We start from the raw sequence: 26,003 nt of genomic DNA, 5'->3' as shown, positions 1-26,003 counted from the left end.
AACTTAAAATAAATTATTATTTTATTGTAAGTTTTGTCAAAAATCATAGTTTTTAATCTTAAATTTATAAACATATTAACTAATTTACAATCTTATATAAGAAATATATATGAAAACCATATTAAATATGTATATAAATATTAAAATGACTAGGAATATTAATAAAATCTTTTATTCCTAGTCATTTTAGTTTTTATCTTACAACTTCAACATTCATGTTTAATGTTTCACTATTTATAACTGTTTCTGAATAATTAGATTCTTGATTATAAAGAACTTCACAAGTTAAAGTCTCTTTCTTTATTGTTTGTTCGAATTTCTTAATAACATCAATTAACATATCGTTATTTGATATATAAAGATTTATTCTATCAGCAACTTCAAATCCTTTATCTTTTCTCATATTTTGAATCTTTGAAATAACTTCTCTTACATGCCCTTCCTCTTGAAGTTCTGGTGTTACAGTTGTATCTAAAACAACTCCAAGTTCACCTTCTCCTGCGAATGCATAACCTTCTAAACCTTGCATTGTAACTAAAAGATTCTCATTTGTAAGAACTATTTCTGTATCATTAACAATTATAGTTTCACTTCCACCATTTTGAATCTTTTGAGCCAATTCCATTTGGTTCTTTTCAGAAATTGCCTTTCTGATTTGAGGAATTAATTTTCCATATAACTTACCTATAACAGGTAGATTAGGTTTTATTTCAAAGTTAACATATTTTGAAAGGTCCGCTCCAAGCTCAACCTTTTTAATATTTAATTCTTCTTTTACAATATCTCCATAATAATCTGGAAGAGATTTTGTTGATATAAGTAATTCAGAAAGTGGCTGTCTATTCTTAACATTTGCAGCATTTCTAGCACTTCTTCCAAGCTTAACAAGCGTATACGCTAAATCCATTTCTTTCTCTAATTCCTTATTTATTGCAGCCTTATCAACTTCTGGCCAAGCACATAAATGAATGCTTTCTTGAGCATTTTTATCAAGGTTAACAACTAAATTTTGATAAATTTCTTCAGTCATAAAAGGTACAAATGGTGATGCCACTTTAATTAAATTTGTTAGTACCTTATATAAAGTTACATAAGCTCCTATCTTATCGTTTGTTAACTCTTGTGACCAATATCTTGATCTGTTTCTTCTTACATACCAGTTTGATAATTCATCAGTAAAATCTTCAATCGCTAATGCTGCTTGAGTAATTTTATAAGTATTTAATCCATCATCAACTGTTTCGATTAATGTGTTTAATTTAGATATAATCCATTTATCCATTATATTATCTGAAACAAAATCAGAGTACTTAGTTGGATCAAATTTATCTATTTCAGCATATAAAACATAGAAAGAATAAACATTCCACAATGTTCCTAAAAACTTTCTTTGAGCTTCTGCAACATCATCAATAGAGAATCTTGTTGGAAGCCATGGTGCACTTGCAGTATAGAAATGCCATCTTGTCGCATCTGCTCCTTGACTATTTAATACTTCAAAAGGATCTACAACATTTCCTTTGTGCTTAGACATCTTAAGTCCCTTTTTATCTAAAACGTGACCTAATACTATACAATTTTCAAATGAATTTGTGTCAAATAAACATGTTGAAATCGCAAGTAATGTATAGAACCAACCTCTTGTTTGGTCAACTGCTTCTGAGATAAATTGTGCTGGGAAGTTCTTTTCAAAAGTTTCCTTGTTTTCAAATGGATAGTGCCATTGTGCAAAAGGCATTGATCCTGAGTCAAACCAGCAGTCTATAACTTCATGTGTTCTCTTCATTTCTTTACCACAATGTGGACATTTTAACTTTATTCCATCTACGTAAGGTTTATGTAATTCAATCCCCTTACAATCTGTAGTTGCTTTTTCTTCTAATTCTTCTCTGCTGCCAATACACTCTTGATGACCACATTCACATTGCCATATTGGAAGTGGTGTTCCCCAATATCTATCTCTTGAAATACCCCAGTCAATAACATTTTCAAGGAACTTACCCATTCTTCCTGTTCTAGTGTTATCAGGATACCAATTTATTTTATTATTATTTTCAAGTAACTTATCTCTCATTTTAGTCATCGCAACAAACCAACTATCTTTTGGATAGTATAGAAGCGGTGTATCACATCTCCAGCAATGTGGATATGAGTGAGTGTGCTTTTGTGCTGTAAATAATTGATTACGTTCTTCTAAATATTTAACAATACTTTCATCACACTTCTTAACAAACTTTCCTGCCCACGGAGTAACTTCTTCAACAAAATTACCATTTGTATCTACTAAATTTATAAATGCAATTCCATTTTTCTTTGAAACAAGACTATCATCTTCACCATAAGCTGGTGCAATGTGTACTATTCCTGTACCGTCTGATAATGTTACATAATCTCCATGAATTACTACGAAAGCTTTTCCTTCAACTTTTGCAAAAGGTAATAATTGTTCGTATTCAGTACCTAGCAATTCTTCACCTTTAAACTCTTTAACTATTTCGTATTCAGTATCTCCTAAAACTTTACCTACTAAATCTTTAGCTAAAATATAAATTTCTTCTCCTACCTTTACTTCTGCATATGTATAAGATTTATTTATACATAATGCTAAGTTAGATGGTAATGTCCATGGAGTTGTTGTCCAAGCTAATATATACTTATTTTCTTCACCTTTAACTTTAAACTTTACAGTTGCAGTTAAATCTTTAACATCCTTATATCCTTGAGCAACTTCATGAGATGAAAGCGCTGTTCCACATCTTGGGCAATAAGGCATTACTTTGTGGCCCTTATACAATAAGCCCTTATTCCACATTTGCTTTAAAGCCCACCATTCAGACTCAATATAATTATCATGGTATGTTACATATGGATCATCCATATCAACCCAGAATCCAATTTGTTCAGACATTTCCTTCCATAAGCTAACATATGAGAATACGCTATCTTTACATTCATGAACAAACTTTTCTACACCAAAGTCTTCTATTTGTTCTTTTCCTGAGATTCCAAGTTTCTTTTCTATTTCTAACTCTACTGGAAGTCCATGAGTATCCCATCCAGCTTTTCTAAGAACCTTATACCCTTTCATTACTTTATATCTTGGAATTATGTCCTTCATAACTCTTGTCAAAATATGCCCAACATGCGGTTTTCCATTTGCTGTTGGTGGACCGTCATAAAAAGTAAAATATTCTCCATCTGAATTTGAATCAAAACTCTTCTTTATTATGTCTTTCTCTGTCCAAAGCTTTGCTATGTCTTTTTCAATTTTGACGGTACCTTTTGATGAATCTACCTTATTGTACATTAAAAATTCCCCTTTCAGCTAAGTAAACTATATTGTTCTCTTTAAGAATTGTTTCCTTATTACATACTTTTCTAAACATAAAAAAACTCCATCCTAAAGGACGAAGTTAAATTCGCAAACCACCTAAGGTTAAAACATCTAAATACAAAACTAAATGTTTTATTTCAAGTACATACATACTCTATCCTTTAACGCAGGCTCTACGTGATAACTTATTCGGCATTAAGCCTTTCAGCCTCCAACTCCTAGGTGATTTTCTCTAAGATCTATTATAGCTTTACACCAAACAGCTACTCTCTAAAAATAATATCTAAGATACTTTTCCTAATCATCGTCTTTTATTTTAATAATTATATATTAATGATTTTTAAATGTCAATTGATGATCACCATTAATTGTATCTTTATTACTAATTAATGTAATAAAGTAATTGAATCCTAATTTCCTCAATTTAATGTGATGTCATCTTAGTAATTTTATAACTTAACTGAGATATAAAATTTAATATCTTCATGAATATAACTACATATTTGCTCATAAGTTGTATTATTAACAATACTATACTCTATTAATATAAAGTATCGCCTTAAAGGGGGAAATATATGTTTTGTAAGAATTGCGGACAACAAATAGATGATAACGCTGCCGTATGTATACATTGTGGTGTTGCTACTGGTAATAATATGTCTTCTAAAAGTACTTTAGACAATCCATCTCACTTAGCCGGAATTGCGTCTTGTTGCTTTCCAGTAGTAGGAATAATCTTATACTTCTTATGGAAGGATGAAAAGCCTCAAAGTGCTAGCCTAGTATGTAAATGGATGATTGGTGGAATAATTATTTGGGTAATTTTTTACGTTCTAGCTTTTGTACTCGGAATGCTAGGAAGCTTATCATCATACTAAGTTAAATGCTTAATTGTAAAAAAGTCTTAAACTATATGTTTTTCTGCCATCAATTACCTGAGAGATCATTCTTTTTTAGAGGTCGTCAATTCCCATTATGTGCGAGATGCACGGGAATATTACTGGGATATATCCTCGGACTCACATACGTAATATTATCTAAAAATATTCATATAATTATAGAATCATTACTGATGCTACCACTTTTAATTGATGGATTTGGTCAATATCTCATGTACTTTAAAAGTACTAATACAAGGAGATTAATCACCGGAATCTTAGCAGGCATATCAACTATATGTTTATTTAGATTGGCAATAGTTTTAGGTCTTCAATCTGGACATTGGTTTTATAATTTTATTCATATATAACTGTACTGATTTCTTACTACAGTTATAATAATACTAATATAAAACATAGCTATCTAAATCTAGTATTCTTAATGATTTAGATAGCTTTACATTTTTGAATAAAATAGCTATGTAGACCCTTTAGCAAATAAAATAACATTTCCTAGTATTATCTTATTTAATTATTTTAGGAATTAATAATATAAATTCAGATCCAATGCCATATTCTGAATTCACTTTTAACTTAATACCAAAATTCTTTGAGATGGATTTCAATAAACTAAGGCCTATTCCCGTTCCATTAATATTTTGTCCTCTAACTATATCGCTTCGATAAAATCTATCAAATATTCGCTTTTCTTCGTCCTTCTTAATTCCTATTCCATTATCTACAACCATTATCCTAATATGCTTATTTACATCCTCGATAACAAGATTTATTTCACCATCTTCACCTGTATATTTAAATGCATTTTCGATCAATATTATAATTGCTCTCTTTATCTTATCATAATCCCACTGAACTAATATTTCTTCTTCCGGCTTAACAACTTTAAATATTTTCTCCTTAATTTCTGCTAAATCAAAATAAAATTCGCTTATATCATTAATTAAATCATTTAATTTAAATTTTGTTACATTTATAGACAAGTCTAGATCTTCTTTAGATAATAATAACAAATCGCTATTCAACTTCTCTAGCCCCCTCACTTCACTCATCATCTTTGAAATATGCTCAAAATGATCATCTATAGTATCTCCCCAAGAATGGGCTAATAGTTCTAACTTACCCTTTATTACAGCTAACGGTGTTCTCATTTCATGAGAGGCATCTTGAACAAAATAAACTTGCTTTTCATAAGCTTCCCTAACTGGCCTTATTACTTTTGTTGAAAGATAAGCTGAAAGAATTATTGCAATTATAATTAGTATTATAAGACTTACTGCTATCGAATATCTCAATCTATTTATAGAATTTACTTCTGAATCAATATTCGCAATAACTTGTATCTTATACTCCCCACTACTAATAGCAATTTCTCTAAAGTTATAGCCATTATTTATTATCGTAACCACTTCGTTTTCCGCATCATTTGAAATTGTTGGCAGATTATCTTTACTGAAATATAAATTTCTACTCATTGTTTCAAACTCATTATTTTTATACACAATAACAATAAGATTTGGAGGTATACGCTTAGGCTTTGAATCTAATTTTCCATCAAAATTCTCTGGTCTATGTGGATTTTCTCCTCCATCTGGATTTTTAAATTCATCTTTATGTAAATCTCCATCTAAATTATGCCTATCTTCATTAAAAATATATTCATAGTAATTTGGATTAAATTGTTCCTTAGTTAAAATCTCTTTCTGCTCTAAAAGCTGATGATCTATAACATCTAGTACTCTAGACGAATATAATACCTGCGTTATTATTGCAAATACTATTAAACACCCAAAAACTATAATTGTACTCGTTGCTATGATTTTCTTCTTTGTAGATAAAAATATATCTTTCTTCATGCATTAATCCTCTATACTTTCATCCAACAAATATCCCATTCCTCTTTTAGTTATAAGATACTTTCCATATCCAAAAGTTCCTAATTGCTTTCTTAATCTGCTTATATAAACCTCAATTATTTCTGTTGCTGCATCACTATTATATCCGCATACATTATCAAATATTTGTTCCTTAAATAGCAATACACCTTTATTTATAACCATATACTCCAATAACTTATATAGCTTTTCATTTAACTCCAATTCATTTGTACCTATATATACTTTTTTCACTTTCATATCAATTTGCATATCTTTGAACTCAAGAAGATTAGCCCTTTTAACTTTACCCATGCTCTTCAAAATCGAATTAATCCGTGCTTTCAACTCCTCCATAAAAAATGGTTTAGTTAGATAATCATTTGCTCCTAAATTAAAAGCTTTAAGCTTATCACCAAGTTCTTCTTTTGCTGTTAGTATAATCACACCTGTATTTAAACAATTTTTAGATATATCGCTCAAAACACTCATTCCGCTTACTTCTGGCAACATAAGATCTAATATAACAATATCATAGTTATAAATGCTTAAACATTCCATTGCATCTGATCCATTATACACCGCTTTGATTTCTAACTCATCTCTAAAATATTCAACTATATTTTGACTTATTTCTATATTATCCTCCACAAGTAACACTTTTATCATTATTCTCACTCCAAACCAAATATTTAAAATAAAGTTCCTATAATTAATTTTTTAAACTCTGCCTAATTATATACTAGTTTTCTTAACACTCGCTTAATTTATTTAAGACGATATTAATATAATAATAAAAATTATTATTTAATATAGGATATTCTTTTATAATTATTGTTATAATATTAATTAACTATACTTTTATTTTAGATTATAAAATGTATAATTAAGATAAAGTTAGTTTTTCAATTAACTTTAAAAATGTTTTTAGGAGATACTATTATGGAAAATAATTTGAATGAAGCAATTTTAGATAAATTAACAAAAACTTGCACTTGTAAGGCAATACCTAGATCAAAAATTAAGGAAGCTATTAAAAATGGCGCTTCAACTATAAAAGAAGTTCAAAAGGCTACTGGAGCAGGTAGCGGTTCATGCGGAGGTAGAAATTGTTCTCCGCGAATAAATGATTTACTGAAGCAATCAAGAGAAAACATATAATCATTAAACTTTTACTCATAGTAAATTAAAAAAGCAAAACACATACAGATTAAATAAATCATGTATGTGTTTTACTTTTAATTATAATCTTAAACAGTTTTTCATTCACAAGTTATTTTTCCATCCTTATATTCTGGAACTATATCTATGATGCTTTTTTTTATGCAATAATCAATATCATTATTTAATCCTAAGGACTTCATTACTGAATAGTGAGATGCTTCTCGTACATAGCTTAAGATATTTATATTTTTTTTATATATCATACAGGCTGTCTTTGCTATATCTGTTAACTCTATATTTCTATTAACATCTAGCATTTGGTTAATTATATATCCACTACAAATAAAATCATCCATTGAGAAGTTTCCATTTGTTCCTGCATTAATAATAACCACATCATCATTTATATTAATCAATTTTTTCGCCACTGATTCTCCATTTATCATAGCCCCTATAAAAACTCTTTTAGCCTCAACTGATTTTGTTAAAGCTCTTGTTCCATTTGTTGTAGTCATAAGCACTATTTTATCTTCGACTTTTTCTTTTGTATATTCTAATGGTGAATTTGATAGATCAAAACCGTCAATTTTAACAGCTTTTCTCTCCCCTCCTAAAATATAATTATCTCTACTAAGTTTCTTTGCATATTCCAGTGCTTCCTCAATAGTCAAATAAGGAATAACCTCTCTTGCTCCATTATCTAGTGCTGTTATAATTACAGATGTAGCTCTAAATATATCAATTATAACTGCCATCTTATTCCTTACTCTGCTTTCAACTATATCATCTGCTGAGATTATAATATCTATTTTCATTTTACTTACTCCATTCCTAATCATTAGAATTAATATATAGTTACTCCCTGAAGTTTTTTCCTTGCCATAGGTTGTTATCTTCTAATGTCTTATCTATTGAATTTAAAACTTCCCATTTTTTCAAACTCCACATTGGTCCTATCAAAAGATCTCTTGGTGCATCGCCTGTTAACCTGTGAACTACCATGTCCTTTGGAAGTAGTGTTATTCCATGAGTCACAAGATCTATATAATCATCTTGCGATAGGAACTTAAGATCTCCTGCCTCGTATAACTTTACCATAGGTGTTTGCTTCATTAAATGTAGTAAATGTAGTTTGATTCCTTTAGCCCCTGAATGAGCTATATAATTTATTGTTTCTAACATATCCTCTTTAGTTTCACCCGGTAATCCTAAAATATCATGAACTACTACATCAATATTTCTCTCTTTTAATTTTCTCATTGCATTTTCAAATACATCTAATTTATATCCTCTATTAATTCTTTTAGCGGTATCATCATTGCTGGTTTGAAGTCCAAGTTCTATCCAAAGATAAATCTTATTGTTTATGTTCTCCAATAATTCTAATACATCATCATCTAAACAATCAGGTCTTGTAGCTATTGCAATGGCTACAACTCCCTCCTGATTTAATGCCTCTTCATATTTTCTCTTCAACTCATCAATAGGTGCATAAGTGTTTGTGTAAGCCTGAAAATAAGCTATATACTTACCACTTTTCCACTTTTGTGACATCATATCCTTTATATCATGAAATTGCTTTGAAATAGACAATTCTCTGTCACCAGCATAATCTCCTGAACCTCTTTCACTACAAAAAAGACAGCCCCCATTACTTATCTTTCCATCTCTATTCGGACAAGAAAATCCTCCATCCAAAGATATTTTAAATACTTTTTCACCAAATTTATTTCTTAAAAAATAGTTTAAACTATGATATCTTTTTCCATCCCAAAAACTGTTCATATTTCCTCCTCTTTATGTGTCTAATATACCTTCTTTAAATATTGTAACATTTAAAGAATAAATTAAAAGTAAACCTTATATATTTAATAAAAGGAACATTCTTTAAGGGGGATAAATATTGAAAAAGGAAATGGTAAAAGTATTTCAAGTTGCCACTGTGTTTATCGGAACAATAGTTGGTGCTGGTCTTGCTTCTGGAAAAGAAATCACAGAATTTTTTACTCAATACGGTATATCTAGTTTCATAGGAATTATAGGTTGTGGTATTTTCTATATCTTAATAAGTTCTATAATTTCTAGAATAAGTATTAATTATAATCTTAGCTCTTATAGTGATGTTATGAATATAATAAGCCCTAATATATTTGGTAAGATCACTGGTTTTATAACAACTCTCTTTCTTATTTCCAGCGCATCTATAATACTTGCTGGAAGTGGTGCTTTGATACATCAGTTTTTTGGAATACCCAAGATAATTGGCTCACTAATAATGATTGCAATAGCCATATTTTTTCTACTTAGAGATACTGAAGGATTAATTGAAGTTAATTCCTTTATTGTTCCAGGTTTAATTTGTACTCTTACTTTGATTACAGTTTTATATTTTGCATTTTGTAGGAATACAGTTTCGTTAGATAATATCGCTAGCTTTCCAAAACAAAAAACTGGAATCTTTATTTCCACAGTACTTTATGCTGGATATAATACACTTTCAGCCTCAGGAGTCCTAGTACCACTTAGCACTCAAATGAAGAAAAGTAAAATAATGATTGCTGGAATAGTAACCGGCGCAATTGGACTAACTATACTTTGTTTAATGATAAATTTATTATTAACAATTAATCAACCTTATATATATAAATATGAGATTCCTTTACTTTTTGTCGCTAATAGATTTGGTAACTTAATTCAAGCATTGTTACTCGTGATAATCTGGTTGGAGATGTTTTCTACTGAAGTTTCTGACATATATTCCATAAGCAAAACCCTAGAGCAAACATTTAATATAAAATTTAAAAAAGCAATCTTTATCGTAATAAGTCTTGCTCTTTTAATTTCCCAATTTGGATTTGGAACTCTTATAACTAAACTATATCCTATATTTGGGCTATTAAGTTTGATTTTTATATTCCAATGTATACTATTCTTTTTTAAGCATAAAAAAGATTTTTCTAACACGACTCAAATCAAATAATTATGATATACTTTTTATAAAATATATTAATAATTATTCTTAAAGGATTTGATATAAATGAATTATCTAGATTTATTAAATGAATGTACTTTATGTAATAGAGATTGTAAAGTAAATAGAAATAATGGTGAAATAGGATATTGCAAAGCTAGCAATAACATAAAAGTGGCTAAGGCTTCCCTTCATCTTTGGGAAGAGCCACCTATTTCACAAGGAAATGGTTCTGGTACTGTATTTTTTTCTCACTGTAATTTAAAATGCGTATTTTGCCAAAACTATAATATAAGTCAGGGGATTAGTGTTAATTTATCTTCTTCTGATTTTAATAAAAATAGTATTAAAAACACATCAGTTGTTGGTGCAGAAATATCTATCGAAAGACTTTCCGAAATTTTTCTAGAACTTCAGAAAAAAGGTGCAAACAACATTAACTTAGTGACTCCTACCCATTATGTTCCTCAAATAATTGAAGCATTAAAAATAGCTAAAAAAAATTATTTAACTATCCCAATTCTTTATAATACAAATAGTTATGATTCCATTGAAACTATAAAATTATTGGATGGGTACATCGATGTTTATTTGCCAGACTTCAAATATTTTGATAATAAATATTCTCTAAAATATTCTAGAGTTAATGATTATGCTTCCAATACCATTAAAATAATAGATGAAATGCTAAGACAAGTTGGCACTCCTAAATTTGATTCAAAAGGAAATATACTAAATGGAGTTATTGTAAGACACCTAATGCTTCCTGGACTCCTTTTTGATTCAAAAAAGATAATAGATATTCTATATAATAGATATAAAAATGATATTTATATAAGCTTAATGAATCAATATATTCCTATGTTCAATGCTTGCGATTATCCAGAAATAAATAAGAAACTTAATCCAAAACACTACGATAGCCTAATCAATTATGCTTTAGATATCGGCGTAGTTAATGGGTTTATACAAGATGAAGGTGCTAACATATCTGATTTCATTCCTGAATTTAATCTAGAAGGAATAGAAAAATAAATTTTTATCATACATATATCTTCTAATAATTTCATTAATTATAGCAGCTCCTATTCTAATCGTAGCTATATAATATAGCTGACAGAGAAAATGGGAACTGCTTCTACCTCTAAAAACCATCTTAATATAATTCTAATAATAAAATTTAGGGATTCCTCTTTTATTATCTAAACCTGGTATAATCGGAGGTATAAATTCATTCATTCCAAGCGAGCTTCTTAACATTGAAGAATCTCTAAGTTCAGCTATCCTTGATACGCCAACATAGATGTCCGATATTCTATACCATGTTGCATAATCAACAATTCCGGTTTGTGGTAATGTAAATATTTGTTGAAATGTTTTAACTGCATCTGCTGTCTTTTGATTAAACTGTCCATCCTCAGCAACCTTAGGTATCAAAGGATAATTTCTAGCTATTCTATTCAATTGATTCTGGATAGTTCTTACTGCTGGACCTGAAGATCCTATAGTAAGCGGTTCACCAGGGTATGACTGTGGGCTTCCAGAAACTTTTTCAGCTGTAGTTAGTTCGATATCATTTCCATAATAATTTTTCAAAATATCATATGGAACCATTCCTTGTTGAGCTAATTGCTGACTTCCCCATTGGCTTAACCACTGAGGGCAGGTAACACTCTTTCCATCACAATATTGTGTCAAAAGTGGTTGTTTAGCTCCAACTCTCTTTATATAAGTAGAAAATATTTCATCTACAATAGCACTTATACTATCGTAAATATTTCTTCCATAATTAAATGCGTGATCATAAGCTGTTGAACTGGTAATATCAAAATTCTTTCCTTTTCCTCTGTACCATTCAGTATAAATTCTATTTAGCGTAAATGATACAATGCAGAATACATTTGCTCTTATAGCAGATTCATTCCAAGTTGAATATATTTCGCTGGAAGCAACATTTTTAATATAGTCTTTAAAAGGTACTTTATAATTTGGTGCTGATGGATCATTGGGCCCACCTTGGTGTACAATAATATATTCTGGAACTATTGGTTGAGGCAATACAACTCCAGAACTTGGTGGGGGTAACTGCTTTTCTGGATCCTCTGGTATTTTAGGTGGGAAATTTCCATTCAAGGTATTTGGTTGTATATTTATAACCTCTTGTCTCATCATTCCCCTTCCTGAGTTACTTGTCAAATTACAAATCTGATAGGCAACCTGTGTAGGAAATACTTGACATCCTCTTATTACTATTGGGTTAAATCCATCTCTTTCAACCGTTATATCATATAAACTATAAGGCACTTGGTTGCTATTAGGATTCAAAGAATATTCTAAAGGTGGCGCTGTCAATTCAATTATTTGTGTCAATCCAACTGAATCTGTAACTAGCTGAATACTATTAACACTTTCAGCGCCTTGTGGTGTTCTTACAGTTATTCTGGCTCCATCAATTGGAATATAATCCTCCCCCCTGAAACATTGAATCTTTAACCTACCGATATTTGTTGAAGTATTTCCATTACTCGTATTCTCCATAACTTCCCTCTTTATATTTTTTCTCAAAATATTATATTTATTAGGTACGCTATTTGTTACCTGTATATCTCTTGAATTTATATTTCCTCTAGTCAAAATAGCATTTAAATCATTTTGTAACGCTCTTAAACTGTTGAATATACATACTTCACCATATCCCCATGAGGGATTTGGATATATTACATCTGTACGTCTTCTTCTGGCTCCTCTTAATAAATAATATTTTAACCTTTGACCAAACAAATATGGATCATTTCCTTTAACTATTCCCCATTGCATCATTAACGCACATATTCCAGATACTTGAGGAGTAGCCATTGATGTACCTGTTTTATTATCGTATCCACCATTTGGTACCGGCCCTGCAATATCCTCTCCTGGGGCTACTAAATCAGGTCTTACTATATTCTGATCTTGTGCACCTCTTCCACTGAATGATGATAAATTATTGGTTCTATAATTATAACTTCCTACAGCTATTATATTATCTACTGTTGCTGGTATGCCCAGCGTATTATATTGATTAGGTTCTAAAAATTTAGTTGCAGGATTTAATCCTTCTAAAACTGGAAGCCATATTGAATATGCTCCTAAGTATTCATTCGTAACATTTATTTCTAATGTCCATACACCTTCAACAAGAAAGCCAGATCTAGCAGAAAGAATTATTCTGATTTCACTATTCAATTCAAAAGGTTTAGGTCCAGATACATATATATCGTATCTATCACTCCCTATTGTTCCTTGAATGTAACCTTCTTGTATATTAATATTTCCAGTTCCTTGGCTTGTTGGATTTATTATATTAACTGATATATTAGGTAATATTGTCTTATAAAAATTCATTACTATTGATTTTTCTTCGCTTGCTATATTAAAAATTTGCCTTTGTGTTTTAACTAATTGTCCGCCAACATGATGACCTGCATCACCTTCATTTCCTGCCGCAATAACAATAGATACTCTTTCCAAGTTAGATATCGTCCTAATGTATTGCTCTAATAAGCTGCTTCCATCGTGTGCTCCATCATTAGTGCTAAGACTAATACTAATAACTAGCGGCATATTCAGTTCTTTACCTTTATCTATAAGAAATTTGATTCCCTGCATAATCTGAGAGCTTAAGATTGCAGTTCCCCTAGCAGCTTTAACCATTGCTATAGAGGAATTAGGAGCTACACCTCTATACATAGGATTTATTCTTCCCCCACCACATGCGATTCCTGCAACGTGAGTTCCATGTCCACTATTGTCTATTGATGGAACTACTGAGAAGGGATTATTGGATTTTATTGCTTCATTTATCATTTGCTTATTATATACATTTCCCCCTGTACTTAAATCATAAATGTATTCTATTCTAGTGGATGTTCCGGTCGAATCCATAAAAGCAGGGTGAGTATAATCTATCCCTGAATCTACAAATCCGACTAATATCCCTTCACCTGAAACATCAAAATCTGGAGCCAATTGAAGTATACAGGATGCCCTATTACTTTCTTGGTCTTGCTCATATAAGTTCTTTGGTAATTCTATATATTGAATAGAATTACTCATTGATAGCTGTTCTAATTTATCTCTGGGTATATTAACAACAGCAAAGTTAAATCCTAAATCCTGAAAAGTTCCTCCTAATCCTTCAACAAATGATTTTGTTTGTTCTTGAGTATCTCTATATAAAATAGTGAGCTCCACATTGTTACCCTGACTCTGATACTTATAACCTAGTTCATCTAATATAGCTTTTGGAACATTAGCTAATAATCCTATTGATGCATCTACCTTTGAAGATATTTGTGTCTCCAATTCAGGCATAATTACCACACCTTAATTAAATATATTCATAGATATACTATGCAATTAAATGTTTTAATGTAACAAAAACAGAGAATAACTGAAAAATTCAATTATTCTCTGTTTCTACCTACGCTTTAATTCTTAAATATAAGAGTTCTTACATTAGTTGTTTATAATGTAATCTCTAGTCTTTCTAATTTAGCAATTACATCTACTTCTTTTAATTCCATGGTTTCAGTAAGAAGACTTCCAGCATTGCTTACTAAAAGTAATTTAGAATTACCTAATACCTTTATTTGTCTTACTTTCCTTTTTCCCTTATAATCTATTAAGAAAAATCCGCTATTACTTATATCCTTCACAGCATGTGCAAATGCAACATCACCCTTTAGCATTCTAAATCCATTCATTTCATCATCTTCAATTTCTAAATAAAATACTTTATCTTGAGGATAATTCTCGATTTTATTTGAATGAATAGGCATCTCTTTAGAACCCTTTTTATTAGATAGTGAATAATCATATATTGGAACACTTCTAAGTACTGATGAGAAAGCATCAGTCCAAACTTCTGAACTTTCTACATTTCTTTTAGGAATTTCCTTTAAAGTTTTTCTTTCTTCCATCAATACTTCATCGGTAACAACCATGCTTATGTCATTTAAATCAGCTTTTAATACCTTGCCCGCTTTATCTATTAGTGATTCAGGTGCAACTTTTCTTCCCATTTCAACTTCATTTAAATATTTTTCTGCTACACCTAGTTTTTTAGCTAAAGCTTTAACCGTAAGTCCGCTCTTTTCTCTAGCTTGTTTTATATTTTCTCCTACACGACTCACTTTACTTTCTCCCCTTTTGTTGTTCTTTATACCATTCTCTTTCTTCAATTAAGTGCTCTAATAGATATTTAAAAGTCCACTTGTAATTCTGTGATGTAGATACAGCAAGTACTCCACCTTGAATAAAACTTCTAATATATCTAATAGTAACTTTCAATTGTTCATCCTTAAATCCATTGAAAATTAGTGCCTTTTCACTCAACTGCATTTCATCGTAAGAATCTTCATTTTTGTTTCCATTAATTATATCTTCTAATGTCATTAAAGTCATATTCTTATTAATTTCTATAACTTTAATATTCTGACTCTCAATTTTCTTAATTTCATCCTCTTTTAATCCATACGCTAATATACATTTATTATTTGTAGCCATCCATGACACCTCTCTTCTTTTTACTTACTATAGTCTTGTAGAATGGTATTTTTTACTCTTCAATTATTTCAGGCTCTTTTATTTCTTCCCCTTGCATATCTACTGTAACACTTTTTATTACTTGATCTTCATAAGGCCTATCTGACATATCAGTTTTTTGTGCAACAATCTTATCGGCTACTTCCATTCCTTCAATAACCTTACCAAATGATGCATATTGGCCATCTAAATGTGGAGCATCAGCTACCATAATGAAAAATTGGCTTCCTGCTGAATCTGGATGCATAGCTCTAGCCATTGATAATACTCCTCTTGTATGTTTTAAAGTATTCTTAAAACCATTGCCTGTAAACTCTCCCTTTATTGAATATCCTGGACCACCAACACCTGTTCCTTCTGGGCATCCCCCTTGAATCATGAAATTTGGAATAACTCTATGAAATATTAGACCATCATAAAATCCTCTATTGATTAAGTCTACAAAATTTCTCACTGTATTTGGTGCTGCCTCAGGATATAATTCTGCTTTTATAACTCCACCATTTTCCATAGTCATTGTAATAATTGGATTCTTCATCTTTAAATATTCTCCTCTCGATATCAATCTTAATTAGTATTATTATCTAAAATATAAATTTAAATTCATCCTTATATTATATATTTCAATAAATCTGAATCATATTTATATTTTAAAATTAATTAAACTATAACAAAAATCTATCACTTTATCATCATTTATTGAATTACAAATTTCTATATTCCCCTTTTCTTTAGAATCATTTAGTAAACCACTTTCAATTAACTTCCTCTTCAATTCTTGAGCAGTACCAAATCCACCATCAATAAGAGGTATTTCCTTTCCAATAACGTTTGATAAAGGCTTTTTTATAAATGGATAATGAGTACATCCAAGAACTATGGAGCTTATATCATTATCTAAGTAACCTTTGAACTTTTCCTTTAAGTAATACTCTAGATCTTCGCCCTCTACTATTCCCTGTTCTATAAATTCTACTAGCCCTGCACATGGTAATGATATTATATCAGCCTCATTTTTATATTTATCCATTAATAATTTAAATTTCTTTTCCCTCAATGTCATAGGAGTTGCCATTATTATTATTTGACCTTTTCTATTTAACTTAACAGCTGGCTTTAATGCTGGCTCTATTCCTATTATAGATATCTGTTTATATTTACTTCTAATCTCTTCTATTGCTGCACTAGTTGCAGTGTTGCAGGCTATCACAACTGCTTTAACATTTTTACTTAGTAAAAACTCCACAGCATCAATTGTAAGATCTCTTACCTCAATTACTTTCTTAATTCCATAGGGTGCATTCTTTGAATCTCCGAAATATATAAAGTTTTCATTAGGCATGATAGATATTGCTTCTCTCATCACGCTTAAACCTCCTACCCCTGAATCAAAAAATCCTATGGGGTCAGTTTTTATATTCAAAACATCCTCACTCCATTTTTTCAAATATTTAGGTCTGCGCAAATAACTAATCAGATATATGAAACCACATTTCACATCTAAAAATAATTTTGGTTGAATCTTAAGTATTAACTAATATTTAAAATTACAATATAAAAAATTGAACATAAATCCGATTTATTATTCTTTAATATATTTTATCTACAAATATTTTATTACTTTATTTATCCAATGTCTATAATTTATGGTTTTCATCTACTCATGTGGATAATTAAATGAATTATAAAATATTAACTTACATAACATTTTTATTACATAATTAAATATAATTTTATCAAAAAAAACTATATCATTCAAAATAAACATCTTTTTATATAAAAATTTTTTTATATATATGAGAATTTTAGATATTATTTTAATATTTTTGCATTATCATTGTATAAATTTACATGTTATTTATGATATAATGATTATTATTAATTTGGTGAGGTATAATCATGCGATTAATTCCAATTGAATGTGTAAGAGAAAATTCATTGCTAGGCAAAGACATATATACCCCTGATGGTAGATGTCTACTTAGAGCTGGTATTCTGTTAAACGATACTATGTTACAAAAAATTAAGGAATATAAAATATTCTCTTTATATATAATTGATGACTATAGTTCTGCTGAAATTGAAGATGTTATAAAGCCAGAGTTAAGGCAAAAATCTATATCTGTAATTAAAGAAACATTCTCTGATATAGAAAGAATAGCTTCTGTTCATAAATTTGAAAAGAGAAGTATTAGTGAGTATACAAAGCAGGAACAACAATATTTCAATTCAATTACTAATATAGCAGAAGAGTTATTAGATAATGTTTTATCAAATAAAAATATACTGATTTCTTTAGTTGATATAAAGAGCATGGATAATTATACTTATGCTCATTGTGTAAATGTTGCTGTAATATCACTTATACTTGGAATCAGCTTAAATTTATCTAAGCGCAATCTAACTTATCTCTGCATTGGTGCGCTAATTCATGATATAGGAAAATCATTTATTCCAAGTGAAATTCTTCAAAAGCCAGGTAAATTAACACCTGAAGAATTTGAAGTAATAAAAAATCATTCTCTATATGGATATAAATTTTTGAATAACTTTTTTAGCTTAAGCTCTCATATTAAGCTTATAGTTCTGCAACATCATGAGAGATTTGATGGACTAGGTTACCCTAATAGTATATCTGGTAATAAAATTAGCTATCTCGCTAGAATTGTAAGTATTGCAGATGTTTATGATGCATTAACTTCTGACAGGCCTTATAAAAGAGCTATGTGTCCTAGTGATGCACTCGAATACTTAATGTCAAATGCCGGAACACTCTTTGATCATGATATGCTTAACGTATTCTGTAAAATTGTTATCCCATTCCCTCAGGGAACAATTGTAAGCCTTAGCAATGGTGATGTAGGAGTAGTTGAAGAGACTATGCCTAACTTTCCATTAAGACCAACTATAAAAATACTTAAAAGCGATTATCCTAATAAAATTGGTTCTAAAGTCAATTTAATAGAAAATCTTTCAATTGTCATTTCTGATATAAAATATGAAATATAAAATAAGCTACTAAATTATAAAATTTTTGTAGCTTATTTTTTATATATTCTTTAATTTTTCACTAGTTAATGAATGAAAGTTTAGATATATAGTATGAAAATTCATCTAGATTTTATGTACTTTAATTTATGCTTCTTCTATTTAGAAATGGATTCAAATTTGCTAATGCTTCAGCTTCTTTAAAACTTTTAGCTCTAAAAACTAACGTCCAACCATTTTTATCATACTTTCCAGCACACATTATGTATTTTTCTTGTTGTTTTATGTAATTACCCTGTTTATCTATAATTAAGCTTCTAATATTATCAATGCTTTTACAGTTTAACTTAACAAAAAAATTTCCCGATTCGTTCATAATACACATCTCCTTAGCAAACATATGTTCATTAATTGTATTATACAGAACATATGTTCACTTGTCAATATTTCCTTTTAATAATATATTTCATGAAAAAAACTAGGATATCATCTGTCATATCCTAGTTTTAATTTTTAAATAAGTGCAGTAACTTGAGTAGTCTTTTTAATACTGCTTTAACTCATTAATTTTTATTTTGCTATATTGAATACTTCCAAATCCTTATTCTCATCAAACTTCTCAAGTTCCACATCTGCAATTGCTCTTAATGTATCTAATGCTGTAATCACTCCTAAGTTTCTCTCAACTGCTGCTCTTCTTATTAAGAAACCATCTCTTTTCGAATCATTTCCTTTTGTTGGAGTATTTACAACTAAGTCTACTTCTCTGTTTTTAACTATATCTAAAATATTTGGTTCTTCTTCATCTATCTTTCTTATTTCTTCTACTTCTATACCTGCTTCCTTCAATAAAGCGCAAGTTCCTGATGTTGCAATAAATTTGTATCCTACTGATGCTAGATCTTTTGCTATTGGTAGGAATTCTGCCTTATCATGCTTATTTATTGTAGCAAGTATTTTTCCTTTTTCCTTTGAAGGATACATATACGCTCCAACAAATCCTTTGTAAAGTGCTTCCTTTATGTTTCTACCAACTCCTAAAACTTCTCCTGTTGATCTCATTTCAGGTCCTAAGCTTACTTCAACATTAGGTAACTTTTGAGTTGAGAATACTGGAACTTTAACTGAAACTAGTTCAGGTTCCTTATATACATCTATTCCATATCCCAATTCCTTTAATTTAGCGCCAAGCATTACTTGTGTAGCTAAATCTACTATTGGAACTCCACTTACCTTGCTTATATATGGTACTGTTCTTGATGCCCTTGGATTAACTTCAATTACATATAATTCTCCTTCAAATTCTATGAATTGAATATTTATCATACCCTTTATCCCAATTGCTAATGCTAATTTTTTAGTATACTCTAATACATCTGCTTTAATTTTGTCAGATATATTTTGGCTTGGATACATAGTTACACTATCCCCTGAATGAACTCCAGCTCTTTCTAAGTGTTCCATGATACCCGGTATTAAAATATTCTCTCCATCTGATATGGCATCTACTTCTATTTCTCTACCCATTAGATATTTATCTATAAGTATTGGATTTTTACTGTCTTTAGCGAAAGCATTTTCTAAGTAGTATGTTAACTCTTCTTCGTCATGAGTTATTTCCATTCCTTGACCACCAATTACATATGAAGGTCTAACAAGTACTGGGAACTTTAATCTCTTAGCTTCTTCTAATCCTTCTTCCAAAGACCATATTCCTTTACCTTTTGGTCTTGATATTCCTAATCTTTCTAGTAATTCATCAAACTTTTCTCTATCTTCAGCCATATCTATTTGATCTGCTGTAGTTCCAAGCGTTACAATATTTTGTTCCTTTAAGAAGTTTGCAAGCTTAATAGCTGTTTGACCACCAAATTGAAGTATTACACCATCTGGTTTTTCTTTTTCTATTATATTTAAAACATCTTCTTCTGTTAATGGCTCAAAATATAACTTATCTGATACATCAAAATCAGTACTTACTGTTTCTGGGTTGTTATTAACTATAATAGTTTCAATTCCAAGTTTCTTTAGTGCTTTTACGCAATGTACTGAAGCGTAGTCAAATTCAATACCTTGCCCTATTCTTATTGGACCTGAACCTATAACTATAACTTTTTTATTATTTGATACTTCTACTTCATCATATTGCTCATAAGTTGAGTAATAGTATGGAGATAATGCTTCAAATTCTCCTCCACAAGTATCAACCATTTTATATGAAGGCTTTATACTCCATATGTCTCTTAATCTATATACATCGTCTGGACTAACCTTTAGCATATCAGCTATAGCTTTATCAGAAAATCCTTTTTTCTTTAAATGATGTAACCATTCCTTATCTAAATCTTCTATTTTACTTAATTTTAATCTTTGTTCTTCTTCAACTATCCACTTTATTTTTTCTAAGAAAAACATATCGATTCCAGTAATTTTATTTATTCTATCTATCATGTAATCTCTTCTTATCATCTCAGCTAATGCAAAGATTCTTTCATCATCAGGCTTCATTACTATGCTCTTTAATTTTGAAATACTATATTCTTTAAATTTATTATGATCTAATGAATATTTTCCTATTTCTAAGCTTCTAATTCCTTTTAAAAACGCTTGCTCAAAATTGGCTCCAATAGCCATAATTTCTCCAGTTGCCATCATTTTTGTTCCAAGTTCTCTGTCAGCACCAAAGAATTTATCGAAAGGCCATTTTGGTATTTTTACTACAACATAATCAAGTGTTGGTTCGAAACACGCATATGTTTTTTGTGTAACAGCATTTTTTATTTCGTCTAATCCATATCCAAGAGCTATTTTAGCAGCAAGTTTTGCAATGGGATATCCTGTTGCTTTTGATGCTAGTGCTGAACTTCTTGAAACTCTCGGATTTATTTCTATAACTGCATATTCAAAACTATTTGGATTTAGTGAGAACTGTACATTACATCCACCTTCAATTCCAACTGCATTTATTATATTTATTGATGCTGTTCTAAGCATTTGATATTCTTTATCTGAAAGAGTTTGTGATGGAGCTACAACTATACTATCTCCAGTGTGTATACCAACAGGATCTATATTTTCCATATTACATACAGTAATACAGTTTCCATAAGAGTCTCTCATTACTTCGTACTCTACTTCTTTCCACCCCTTAACGCTCTTTTCAAGTAGAACTTGACCAATTGTGCTTAGTTGAAGTCCCGATTCTAATATGGTTCTAAGCTGTTCCTCGTCATCAGCGATACCACCGCCAGATCCTCCTAATGTATAAGCTGGTCTAACTATAACTGGATAACCAATCTTATTAGCGAACTCCAAACCTGCAGTTAAGTCAGTTACAATTTCACTCTTTATAACTGGTTCTCCAATCCTATTCATCATATCTCTAAATAACTCTCTATCTTCACCTTCTTTAATTGATGCAATAGAGGTTCCGATTACTTTTACATTGTATTTTTCTAATATACCAGAATCATGTAATTCTACTGCAAGGTTAAGTCCTGTTTGACCACCCATTCCTGCAAGTAAGCTGTCTGGTCTTTCCTTAGCTATTACTTTTTCAACAAATTCTAATGTTAATGGCTCTAAATAAACTTTATCTGCAACTTCTTTATCAGTCATTATTGTTGCAGGGTTTGAATTTACAAGTACAACTTCTATACCTTCTGATTTTAATGCTTCACAAGCTTGAGTTCCAGAGTAATCGAACTCTGCTGCTTGACCTATGACTATCGGACCTGATCCTATAACTAAAACTTTTTTTATATCTTTATTTAATGGCATTTTACTAAAACCTCCTATAGTGCATATTCTAAGAACTTATCAAATATATATTCACTGTCTTTTGGACCTGCTGATGCTTCTGGATGAAATTGAACTGAGTATATTGGTAAAGTCTTATGTTTCATTCCTTCTACAGTTCCATCATTTATATTAACGTGAGTAACTTCCATGTCATCTGGTAACTTCTCTACTACATACCCGTGATTTTGCGAAGTTATATGCACAATATTAGCTTCTAAATCTTTAACAGGATGGTTGCATCCCCTATGTCCAAACTTCAATTTAGTAGTTTTACCACCTAACGCTAATCCCAATAATTGATGCCCTAAGCAAATACCTGTTATTGGTTTCTTTCCAACTAATTTTTTAATATTTTCTATGGCAAAATCTAAATCTTCTGGATCCCCAGGTCCATTAGATAAAAATATTAAGTCCGGGTTAATATTTAAAACTTCTTCTGCTGTTGCTGTTGCTGGGAATATAGTTAATTTGCAGCCTCTCTTTTTGAAATTCCTTATTATATTAGTCTTTATACCGAAATCCATAACCGCAATATGTTTTCCTGTTCCTTCAACCACATAAGACTTACTTGTTGTAACAGTCTTTACAGCTTCCTTAGTAGAAAATCCTGCTATTTTTTCTTTCACATATTCATCGTCAACATCTTCTAGTGCTATAAGGCCTCTCATAGTACCACTATTTCTTAAAACCTTAGTTAAAGCTCTTGTATCTATTCCTTCCAAGCCAATAACTTTTCCTTGTTTTAAAAAATCTTCAAGTTCTAATTCACATCTAAAGTTACTTGGCATATTACATTTTTCTCTAACAATAAAACCCCTTACTTTTATTGAATCAGACTCCATATCTTCAAGGTTTATCCCATAATTCCCTATTAAAGGGTAAGTCATCGTTACTATTTGTCCGTAATAAGATGGATCAGTAAGTACTTCTTGATAACCTGTCATTCCAGTTGTAAATACTACTTCCCCAACGCTTTCTTTTAGATATCCAAAAGCTTTTCCTTCAAAAATCATGCCGTTTTCTAATATAAGCTTTGCTTTCATACTTAAGCCTCCTACAAATATATTTTTGCTAAAACTACACCTTATGAATCTTTGTTTAATATAAAACAAAAGGATAATAAAGAGATTTCAGAAAACCTGATCTCTTCACTATCCTGTGATATACCATACAAATATTTGAATTCAAAAAATAAGCTATGAAATTTTTCATTCAGCTTTCAAATATCATAGTTATGCTTCCCTTTTTGGCCTCACAGGACCAAGTTAAAGTGTATCTTAACTTTTAAAATTTCTCTTTCTAACTATTCTAGTTGATAGATAATCCTGTGTCAAGATAATTTAAGGATAGTTTAATATTTAATATAATTATTTTTATTTATTACTTATTGTCTATTGCTTATTTATTTTTAATTTATTCAATATATAAATCTTATCATAAAAATAAGATTATATAAAGCATAAAAATACACTTATTTGAATTTTTATTCATATATTTTTTTATTTTAGATATAAATATACCATTAATTCAAATAATTACTTTTGTATATTAATCCTTAATTATATGTGAATTAAAATATGTATCCTAATTAAGTAACTAAATATTTATTATAATAATGCCATATTTAAATCGATATAATACATGCATATTTATATAAAAAAAGAATAATAGCTAATATAAATACTAACTATTATTCTTTAATATAATTCTTCTTCCTAACGCTCTAGGGATTAATTTATTTCCTAAAATCAACAGCTTATTTTTATATCCTGGAATAATTATTGTCTTGCCCATTGAAAATTCTCTGTAAGCATATTTTGCTATATCACTAGCATTCATTAAATATCTTTTAGATCTTTGTGACTTTTTTATACCAGCCTTCTCTTGAAATGATGTCCTTACAGGCCCAGGACAAAGGCAACTTACCCTGATTCCCAAATCTTTCAACTCATCATGGATTGCTTCTGTTAATGATAAAACATATGCCTTGCTTGAATAATATATAGACATTTTAGGACCACTAATAAATGCTGCTGTTGATGCCACATTTAAGATGCCTCCATGTCTTCTCTCAACCATCTTTTTAGAAAAGTACTTTGTAAGCATAGTCAATGCTGTAATATTTATATTTATTATCTTTTCTTCAAGTCCCTCTTCTAAATCATGAAAAAAACCAAAGCAACCTATGCCTGCATTATTTATTAAATTATCCACAATTAAATTCTTTTCTTCCACAACTTCTATTATCTTTTTATAACCTTTATCCACAGATAGGTCACATTGAATTATTTCTACAATTACTCCATATTGATCTTCAAGCCTACTTTTAGCATTCCTTAGCTTAATTTCGTCTTTTGCTATAATAATTAAATTATCTTTATTTTTGGCATAGATCTTTGCTAACTCAAATCCAATTCCGTCACTACCACCAGTTATTAATGTATATTTGTTTAAATCAGTCATTATAATCCTTCCTTTTAAGATATTCTATTAGTTTACAAGCTATATTTCCTTGCTATTACCTTAGAATTATAATCATGTTCATACTCCATTTATACACAAATGATTGCTAATTGCAAATTTATATAATTTATGTTATTATATAATTAATAAAATATTCAGAAAATTTAGGCAGTTACAGTTAATTCTGAATTGACCTATCTCAAATTTAACACTACTTTTTCTAAAAATGTACTTATCATTTGATAAGTACATTTTGTTTTTGTATATATGATTTTAACTGGTTTGTCCATAATTTAAAATTGTTTAATTATAAGTTCTGCTGTTTTTATATTAGTAACAACAGCTACATTATGTACATTACAAACTCTAAGCAATGCTGATACATCTGGTTCATGAGGTTGCGCTGTCAATGGATCTGTAAAAAATATTACTAGATCAATCTTTCCTTCTGCAATACGACCACCTAATTGTTGATCTCCTCCATATGGACCAGATAAATATCTCTTAACTTCAAGACCTGTTGCTTCTGATATCTTCGTTCCAGTTGTTCCTGTAGCAACTAGCTCATATTTAGCTAGTACATCCTTATACTTCTTTGAAAATTCAATAATATCTTCCTTCTTTTTGTCATGTGCTATTAATGCTATTTTCACGATTATCATCCCCCTTTTTAGATCCATTTGATACGTTTTCACATTGGATTATACTATACTTTTTTACAGTTATAAAGTCTATTTAATATTATTATTTTATCATATAAATATTTATATATTATTACAACACACTTTATATATTTTAAGATTATTTCCTTGGCAATACCTAATTATGTTGATTTATTCATGAAAATATTAATTTATTATCTTTAATTATTATAATATATAAGAATATAAAGAATATCATTAAATAATATTCTTTATATTCTCTGT

21 protein-coding genes and 1 other annotated feature are annotated in these 26,003 nt (G+C 29.7%); of the genes, 6 read left to right on the top strand and 15 right to left on the bottom strand.

From position 1 onward, the window contains the following. Nucleotides 1-193: 193 nt before the first annotated feature. Nucleotides 194-3,307, bottom strand: coding sequence for an isoleucine--tRNA ligase (ileS, locus tag L3B96_RS17230; protein WP_238948181.1), 3,114 nt, complete (start codon nucleotides 3,305-3,307; stop codon nucleotides 194-196). Nucleotides 3,308-3,400: 93 nt separating this feature from the next. After that, nucleotides 3,401-3,648, bottom strand: a binding site (T-box leader). Between the two features lie 261 nt (nucleotides 3,649-3,909). Here ileS and L3B96_RS17225 point away from each other — a divergent pair. After that, nucleotides 3,910-4,212: a zinc ribbon domain-containing protein gene (locus tag L3B96_RS17225; RefSeq protein ID WP_077869394.1), complete on the top strand. Its 303-nt coding sequence runs from the start codon at nucleotides 3,910-3,912 to the stop codon at nucleotides 4,210-4,212. A gap of 5 nt (nucleotides 4,213-4,217) precedes the next feature. Continuing rightward, nucleotides 4,218-4,583, top strand: coding sequence for a DUF2085 domain-containing protein (locus tag L3B96_RS17220; RefSeq protein WP_238948180.1), 366 nt, complete (start codon nucleotides 4,218-4,220; stop codon nucleotides 4,581-4,583). Nucleotides 4,584-4,736: 153 nt separating this feature from the next. Here the strand turns inward: L3B96_RS17220 and L3B96_RS17215 are convergent, their stop codons facing one another. Together L3B96_RS17215 and L3B96_RS17210 are read right to left on the bottom strand one after the other, a co-directional pair. After that, the gene (locus L3B96_RS17215; protein WP_238948179.1) at nucleotides 4,737-6,086 is read right to left on the bottom strand and encodes a HAMP domain-containing sensor histidine kinase; all 1,350 of its coding nucleotides are present in this window, start codon (nucleotides 6,084-6,086) and stop codon (nucleotides 4,737-4,739) included. Nucleotides 6,087-6,089: 3 nt separating this feature from the next. Beyond that, nucleotides 6,090-6,773, bottom strand: a complete 684-nt coding sequence (locus tag L3B96_RS17210; RefSeq protein ID WP_238948178.1) for a response regulator transcription factor — start codon at nucleotides 6,771-6,773, stop codon at nucleotides 6,090-6,092. Between the two features lie 273 nt (nucleotides 6,774-7,046). Here L3B96_RS17210 and L3B96_RS17205 point away from each other — a divergent pair, with 273 nt between their 5' ends. Further along, on the top strand, nucleotides 7,047-7,265 hold the full coding sequence (locus L3B96_RS17205) for a (2Fe-2S)-binding protein (RefSeq protein ID WP_011967406.1): 219 nt from the start codon (nucleotides 7,047-7,049) through the stop codon (nucleotides 7,263-7,265). Nucleotides 7,266-7,366: 101 nt separating this feature from the next. Here the strand turns inward: L3B96_RS17205 and L3B96_RS17200 are convergent, their stop codons facing one another. Both L3B96_RS17200 and L3B96_RS17195 read right to left on the bottom strand, forming a co-directional pair. Continuing rightward, entirely contained in the window at nucleotides 7,367-8,083 is a 717-nt protein-coding gene (locus L3B96_RS17200; protein ID WP_238948177.1) for a 2-phosphosulfolactate phosphatase family protein, read from the bottom strand. A 40-nt stretch (nucleotides 8,084-8,123) separates the two neighbouring features. Next, nucleotides 8,124-9,053: a TIGR01212 family radical SAM protein gene (locus L3B96_RS17195; protein ID WP_023975942.1), complete on the bottom strand. Its 930-nt coding sequence runs from the start codon at nucleotides 9,051-9,053 to the stop codon at nucleotides 8,124-8,126. 118 nt (nucleotides 9,054-9,171) lie between these two features. Here L3B96_RS17195 and L3B96_RS17190 point away from each other — a divergent pair, with 118 nt between their 5' ends. Next, complete coding sequence (locus tag L3B96_RS17190; protein ID WP_011967403.1) at nucleotides 9,172-10,248, top strand: transporter; 1,077 nt, start codon at nucleotides 9,172-9,174, stop codon at nucleotides 10,246-10,248. 57 nt (nucleotides 10,249-10,305) lie between these two features. Then, nucleotides 10,306-11,274 carry a radical SAM protein gene (locus L3B96_RS17185; RefSeq protein ID WP_238948176.1) on the top strand — a complete coding sequence of 323 codons (969 nt, stop codon included), beginning with the start codon at nucleotides 10,306-10,308 and terminating at the stop codon, nucleotides 11,272-11,274. A gap of 132 nt (nucleotides 11,275-11,406) precedes the next feature. Here the strand turns inward: L3B96_RS17185 and L3B96_RS17180 are convergent, their stop codons facing one another. The 5 genes from L3B96_RS17180 to murI form a co-directional block, all read right to left on the bottom strand. Beyond that, a complete protein-coding gene (locus L3B96_RS17180) occupies nucleotides 11,407-14,592 on the bottom strand; it encodes a S8 family serine peptidase (RefSeq protein ID WP_077829256.1) in 3,186 nt (1,061 codons plus the stop codon). Nucleotides 14,593-14,744: 152 nt separating this feature from the next. Beyond that, on the bottom strand, nucleotides 14,745-15,413 hold the full coding sequence (locus L3B96_RS17175; protein ID WP_011967400.1) for a helix-turn-helix transcriptional regulator: 669 nt from the start codon (nucleotides 15,411-15,413) through the stop codon (nucleotides 14,745-14,747). Nucleotide 15,414: 1 nt separating this feature from the next. Next, complete coding sequence (locus L3B96_RS17170) at nucleotides 15,415-15,786, bottom strand: DUF3783 domain-containing protein (RefSeq protein WP_077829255.1); 372 nt, start codon at nucleotides 15,784-15,786, stop codon at nucleotides 15,415-15,417. Nucleotides 15,787-15,838: 52 nt separating this feature from the next. Further along, nucleotides 15,839-16,363 carry a peptidylprolyl isomerase gene (locus L3B96_RS17165; protein WP_077829254.1) on the bottom strand — a complete coding sequence of 175 codons (525 nt, stop codon included), beginning with the start codon at nucleotides 16,361-16,363 and terminating at the stop codon, nucleotides 15,839-15,841. A gap of 105 nt (nucleotides 16,364-16,468) precedes the next feature. Beyond that, the gene (murI, locus tag L3B96_RS17160; protein ID WP_238948175.1) at nucleotides 16,469-17,248 is read right to left on the bottom strand and encodes a glutamate racemase; all 780 of its coding nucleotides are present in this window, start codon (nucleotides 17,246-17,248) and stop codon (nucleotides 16,469-16,471) included. Between the two features lie 476 nt (nucleotides 17,249-17,724). On the opposite strand from murI, the gene L3B96_RS17155 reads away from it, so the two are divergent. Continuing rightward, nucleotides 17,725-18,834 carry an HD-GYP domain-containing protein gene (locus L3B96_RS17155; RefSeq protein ID WP_011967396.1) on the top strand — a complete coding sequence of 370 codons (1,110 nt, stop codon included), beginning with the start codon at nucleotides 17,725-17,727 and terminating at the stop codon, nucleotides 18,832-18,834. Between the two features lie 121 nt (nucleotides 18,835-18,955). Here the strand turns inward: L3B96_RS17155 and L3B96_RS17150 are convergent, their stop codons facing one another. The 5 genes from L3B96_RS17150 to mgsA all read right to left on the bottom strand — a co-directional run bounded on the left by L3B96_RS17150 (nucleotide 18,956) and on the right by mgsA (nucleotide 25,730). After that, nucleotides 18,956-19,189 (bottom strand): hypothetical protein, encoded by a 234-nt coding sequence (locus tag L3B96_RS17150; protein ID WP_017209546.1) that lies wholly within the window; start codon nucleotides 19,187-19,189, stop codon nucleotides 18,956-18,958. A gap of 194 nt (nucleotides 19,190-19,383) precedes the next feature. After that, the gene (carB, locus tag L3B96_RS17145) at nucleotides 19,384-22,593 is read right to left on the bottom strand and encodes a carbamoyl-phosphate synthase large subunit (RefSeq protein ID WP_011967394.1); all 3,210 of its coding nucleotides are present in this window, start codon (nucleotides 22,591-22,593) and stop codon (nucleotides 19,384-19,386) included. 14 nt (nucleotides 22,594-22,607) lie between these two features. After that, complete coding sequence (gene carA, locus L3B96_RS17140; RefSeq protein WP_077854046.1) at nucleotides 22,608-23,657, bottom strand: glutamine-hydrolyzing carbamoyl-phosphate synthase small subunit; 1,050 nt, start codon at nucleotides 23,655-23,657, stop codon at nucleotides 22,608-22,610. A gap of 640 nt (nucleotides 23,658-24,297) precedes the next feature. Continuing rightward, entirely contained in the window at nucleotides 24,298-25,077 is a 780-nt protein-coding gene (locus L3B96_RS17135; RefSeq protein WP_238948174.1) for an SDR family oxidoreductase, read from the bottom strand. A 293-nt stretch (nucleotides 25,078-25,370) separates the two neighbouring features. Next, on the bottom strand, nucleotides 25,371-25,730 hold the full coding sequence (mgsA, locus tag L3B96_RS17130) for a methylglyoxal synthase (RefSeq protein ID WP_011967391.1): 360 nt from the start codon (nucleotides 25,728-25,730) through the stop codon (nucleotides 25,371-25,373). Nucleotides 25,731-26,003 lie beyond the last annotated feature (273 nt).

The organism is Clostridium sp. YIM B02569, from assembly GCF_022320765.1.
Classification (GTDB): domain Bacteria; phylum Bacillota; class Clostridia; order Clostridiales; family Clostridiaceae; genus Clostridium; species Clostridium beijerinckii.
The sequence above is the reverse complement of the archived record's forward strand: the minus strand, read 5'-3'. Positions and strand labels throughout refer to the sequence as shown.

What these genes read in the sequence shown, in the direction of transcription:
- ileS (WP_238948181.1), bottom strand. Translation starts at nt 3,307, where the DNA reads ATGTACAATAAGGTAGATTCATCAAAAGGTACCGTCAAAATTGAAAAA.
- L3B96_RS17225 (WP_077869394.1), top strand. Translation starts at nt 3,910, where the DNA reads ATGTTTTGTAAGAATTGCGGACAACAAATAGATGATAACGCTGCCGTA.
- L3B96_RS17220 (WP_238948180.1), top strand. Translation starts at nt 4,218, where the DNA reads ATGCTTAATTGTAAAAAAGTCTTAAACTATATGTTTTTCTGCCATCAA.
- L3B96_RS17215 (WP_238948179.1), bottom strand. Translation starts at nt 6,086, where the DNA reads ATGAAGAAAGATATATTTTTATCTACAAAGAAGAAAATCATAGCAACG.
- L3B96_RS17210 (WP_238948178.1), bottom strand. Translation starts at nt 6,773, where the DNA reads ATGATAAAAGTGTTACTTGTGGAGGATAATATAGAAATAAGTCAAAAT.
- L3B96_RS17205 (WP_011967406.1), top strand. Translation starts at nt 7,047, where the DNA reads ATGGAAAATAATTTGAATGAAGCAATTTTAGATAAATTAACAAAAACT.
- L3B96_RS17200 (WP_238948177.1), bottom strand. Translation starts at nt 8,083, where the DNA reads ATGAAAATAGATATTATAATCTCAGCAGATGATATAGTTGAAAGCAGA.
- L3B96_RS17195 (WP_023975942.1), bottom strand. Translation starts at nt 9,053, where the DNA reads ATGAACAGTTTTTGGGATGGAAAAAGATATCATAGTTTAAACTATTTT.
- L3B96_RS17185 (WP_238948176.1), top strand. Translation starts at nt 10,306, where the DNA reads ATGAATTATCTAGATTTATTAAATGAATGTACTTTATGTAATAGAGAT.
- L3B96_RS17180 (WP_077829256.1), bottom strand. Translation starts at nt 14,592, where the DNA reads ATGCCTGAATTGGAGACACAAATATCTTCAAAGGTAGATGCATCAATA.
- L3B96_RS17170 (WP_077829255.1), bottom strand. Translation starts at nt 15,786, where the DNA reads ATGGCTACAAATAATAAATGTATATTAGCGTATGGATTAAAAGAGGAT.
- L3B96_RS17165 (WP_077829254.1), bottom strand. Translation starts at nt 16,363, where the DNA reads ATGAAGAATCCAATTATTACAATGACTATGGAAAATGGTGGAGTTATA.
- L3B96_RS17155 (WP_011967396.1), top strand. Translation starts at nt 17,725, where the DNA reads ATGCGATTAATTCCAATTGAATGTGTAAGAGAAAATTCATTGCTAGGC.
- L3B96_RS17150 (WP_017209546.1), bottom strand. Translation starts at nt 19,189, where the DNA reads ATGAACGAATCGGGAAATTTTTTTGTTAAGTTAAACTGTAAAAGCATT.
- carB (WP_011967394.1), bottom strand. Translation starts at nt 22,593, where the DNA reads ATGCCATTAAATAAAGATATAAAAAAAGTTTTAGTTATAGGATCAGGT.
- carA (WP_077854046.1), bottom strand. Translation starts at nt 23,657, where the DNA reads ATGAAAGCAAAGCTTATATTAGAAAACGGCATGATTTTTGAAGGAAAA.
- L3B96_RS17135 (WP_238948174.1), bottom strand. Translation starts at nt 25,077, where the DNA reads ATGACTGATTTAAACAAATATACATTAATAACTGGTGGTAGTGACGGA.